This window comes from Segeticoccus rhizosphaerae, from assembly GCF_009192725.1.
In the GTDB taxonomy this organism is placed as follows: domain Bacteria; phylum Actinomycetota; class Actinomycetes; order Actinomycetales; family Dermatophilaceae; genus Segeticoccus; species Segeticoccus rhizosphaerae.
In genome coordinates this window covers 1-3860 of record NZ_VOHR01000343.1, presented here as the reverse complement: position 1 = coordinate 3860, position 3860 = coordinate 1, and the positions used below count along the sequence as shown (strand labels likewise).

The following is a 3860-nucleotide window of genomic DNA, read 5'->3' as shown; positions in this document are numbered from 1 at the left end:
CGCGGGCGTCGTGGTAGGCGAGCTCCCGGTCGTGGGCCAGTCGCTGCCGGGCGAGGCGTGCGGCGCGGCGTGTGCTGGTCAAAGCCGTGGTCCTTCCCTGCCGTGGCTCATCTGTACCGATCGGGCCGGGCCGGCGGTGGTGGCGCGGGCCGACCGGTGGATCTGGAGCGCGGCGTCGACGGCCCGCTGGGCCAGCCAGCGCTGGTCTTCTTGTTCGGTGCTGACCGGTTCGCGGCCGAGGATGTCGCGGCCGGTGATCCCCCAGCGTTCGCGGTAGGCGGCCACGGTCTCCAGCTTCGCCATCCACTGCTCGCGCCGGATCGGGTTGATCGGTGGGCGTCCGAGTTGGGCGACCCACGCCTGGCCGTGTTCGACCGCCAGGGCGGCCATCTGGGTCGCGCGGTCCTGGATCAGCGAGGCCCGCTGGTCCAGGCCCCGGCGCAGGTCGGGGTCGTCGACGTGGACTGCGGCGGGGAAGATCCCAGCGATCCGGGGTTCTGTGGTGGCGCGGCGTGGGTCGGCGGCCTTGGTCCAGCGTTCGACGCGGCTGTGCAGGACGGCGGCGATGTCGTCGGCGCTTTCGAGGGTGCGGCCGGTGACCAGTCGCGGGAAGGCGCGGGTCACGTCCAGGCCGCGGGCGTCGGCGTGGCGCAGGTCGGCCAGCAACAGGTCGTAGGCGCTGGACTTGCGAGCCTGGGCGAGCTGGTCGGGTGCGAGGCCGGAGGCGGCGACCAGCGCGTCATACCGGTCGTGGTGCGCGGCGGCGGCGATGGTGGCGTACTCGGCCCAGATCCGCGCGATGTGGTGCTGCTCGGTCCAGGTGGTGGCGATGGTCTCGGTGGCGGAGGTGTCGGCGACCGGTGTGGCCAGCACCTGGCGCAGTACCTGCGCGGCGGTCTGCTCTGCGGCCGGCGCGTGCGCGGTGTCCGGGTCGGGGTCATAAGCCGTGTCGACATACAGGGTGTTGGCTTCCCGGCCGCGGGTGGCGGCGACGTACAGGACCTCGCGGCCGGTGGTCGCGGACACGAAGGTGTGCCCGGTCTGGACGGTGCGTCCTTGGGCCCGGTAGGCGGTGGTGGCGTAACCCAGTTCGACGTGCTCCCGGGCGTACCCCGCGGGCAGCACCACCGCTCCCCCGCCGGCGCCACCCGGCCCGGTCGCGCGGGCGACGGTCACGTCACCGCCGGGGGTGATGTCGGTAACGATCCACTGGTCGCCGTTCTTGACCCACCCGGTCCCGGTGGCAAGGCGCCGGTCGTTGCGGCGGGTGACCACCCGGTCGCCGACCCCGATGGTCACCCCGTCGTGGGTGGGTATGCCGTCCCGGGTCACCTGACCGAGGGCGACCCGTTCGGTCCGGGCCCGGGCGTTGAGCTCCTCGACGGTCGCGGTGTCCGGGGCGATCATCAGCGAGGAGCGGCCCGCGGCGAGGTCGGCCCGCCAGGCCGCGTACAGCTGGTCGAGCATGGCGTCGCGGTCGCCTCCGTGGACCCGGCCGTGGGCCTGGTAGCGGTCGATGACGTCGGGTTGTCCGGTGCGCAGGCCGATGGAGGCGTGCTTCTCCCACTGGTGAGTGAATCTGCGGGCTTCGTGGAGCTCGGGTGGGTGGTCTCGGTCGCGGACGAGCAGGTGGAAGGCGCCGCCGGCTTCGACCGGGGAGAGTTGGGCCCAGTCCCCCACCAGGACGATCTTGGCGCCGACCTGCCGGGCGTGCTCGGTCAGCGCATCCAGGGCGAAGGTGCCGGCCAGGGAGGCCTCGTCGAGGACGACCAGCTGTCCTTCGTGCAGCCGCCACTGCTGGATCTGCGCGGCGAGTTCGGTGACCCGTTCGCGCAGGCGGCGGGTCCGCGGGGAGGGTGAAGATCGGGCCAGCCGGGTGCGGAGCCGGTCGAACTCGGCGAGCCGGGCCGGTTCCTGGGCATGCTCGGTCAGCCACTTGCAGGTGTTCTCACACGCCGCGCCGAACTCGTCGGTCAGCACCTGCGCGGCCGCGGCCGACGGGGCGAGGCCGATCACCGAGCCGGTCCCGTAGCTGTGTTGCCAGAGGGCTCGCAGGCCGCCCATGGTGGTGGACTTGCCCGTCCCCGCGGGACCGACCAGGACGTCCAGGACCCGGCCGGAGGTCGCGACCTGGTCGATGGCCGCGGTCTGGTCGGGCGCCAACCGGTCCACCTCGGGACCGTTCGTGCCGCCCGCGGCGGCCGGGGTCGCGCGGGGCCCGGTGGTGTCGCGCCCGGCGTCCAGCAGGCGGGCTTCGGCGTCCAGCAGGTCCTGGGTGGTGTAGGTCTCCATCCCGCGGGCGCGGAACCGGGACGTCCCGTCAGGGCGGGTGAACCGGGCCGGGGTGTGCGCCAGGTCGGGTGGACTGATCAACAGGACCTGCCCCAACCCGGCCTCGACGGTTCGCTCGACCACCGCCATGCGTTCGTCGGGGTGGGCGAACCGGACCCCGTGCAGCTGCCGTTGGACCTCCGCGAACACGTTCGAGCGGGAGAACGTGGCCCGCTTCTCGGCGACCGTGTGCACCGCGACCGCGGCCAGGTCGGCGAGCATCTCGTCGCCCAGATGGGCCGAGGTCAGCAGGGGAAGGTCGTTGCGGTCGGCCAGGCCGGCGACCCACGCGATCGGCTCACCCGCGATCAGACCGGCGGCGCGGCGACGCCAGACCTGCACCAGCTCGGCCAGCGGGCGGACCTGTTTGTCCGGCCGGGTCGCCAGCGTCGCCTGCTGCCGCAGCTGCAGCACCTCACGGCTGGACGGCCCCCTTCCGTGGGCGGCGGTGAAGGCCGGCACCATGGCTGCGACGGCCTCCTCGATCGCCGCGGACCGGGTGGAGAACTCCTCCCGCAGCGCCTCCCCGACGCCGGTGACCTCGTACTTCGGGACCGTCGAGTGGCGCCGTGCGGCCGCCTCCCACCCCCACCCCAGCGCGCCGGTCAGGTAGTCCGACAGGACGCCGTTGTACATCTCGGACAGGCCCACCGCCGCCTTGAACATGCCTCTCGAGTCCAGCGTCCGCCATACCCCATCACCGGTCTGGACGCGGTTCATCACCACCACGTGGGTGTGCAGCTGCGGGTCGCCGGTGCGGGAATCCCAGTGGTCGAACGCGGCCGCGACCGCGCCGCGGATGTCCTCCTGCACCACACCGCCCTTGCCGGAGCGGGAGGAGAACACGCTTCCCTCCGCGTAGCGGATCACGTAGGCCAGCGCCTGCTGGTGGGCCTCATACACCGCCGCCTGGGTGGCCGGGCCGGCCAGCGCCCAGGCGACACTGACGCTCTTGGGGACGCTGAACGTCAGGTCGAACCCGGCCACCGTCTGGTGCCGCCGGCCCGCCGCCGCCTCGGTGCGAGTGGAGGGCGGGGCGCTGCCCAGCGGCTGCCCGGTCAGCGGGTCCTGCAGCATGCCGAGCATCCGGAACAGGTGCTCCTCGGTCACCCGCGCGCCCTCGGGTATGCCGTGCCCGTCGCCCAGGCCGGCCAGCCCGGCGCCCAGGAAGCGGCCCGGCGGGGTGCCGGACTCGGCGTAGTAGCGGGTCAACGCGGAGGTCTGCTGCGAGGCGCCGTCGGACTGGACGACGGAGTGCATCAGGTAGCGGTAGCCGCTGCCCAACGTCATCCGCCGGATCGTCATCGTCACCCGCAAAACCACCCTTCACGAGCCGGCGGCACACTCTGTGTGTCGCCATCTGTAGGGCCTACCAGCGCGCGGATACACCATCGGGACAGGCCAACTCAGAGGGGGCGTTCACGGAGCCGGATTGGTGGAGGGGTCGTATTCGGTTGGAGCGAATGCCAAGCCCCCCATCGTGGGCTGGCGACGTTGGCGGTGGCGCCCCGAATGGTCAGCAGGGCGGA

The 3860-nt window shown here is 72.9% G+C and carries 1 protein-coding gene; it reads right to left on the bottom strand.

Features of this window, described 5'->3' with window-relative positions; all coding sequences use genetic code 11:
* Nucleotides 1-78 precede the first annotated feature (78 nt).
* A complete protein-coding gene (gene mobF, locus FRW57_RS18680; RefSeq protein WP_238999486.1) occupies nt 79-3636 on the bottom strand; it encodes a MobF family relaxase in 3558 nt (1185 codons plus the stop codon).
* Nucleotides 3637-3860 lie beyond the last annotated feature (224 nt).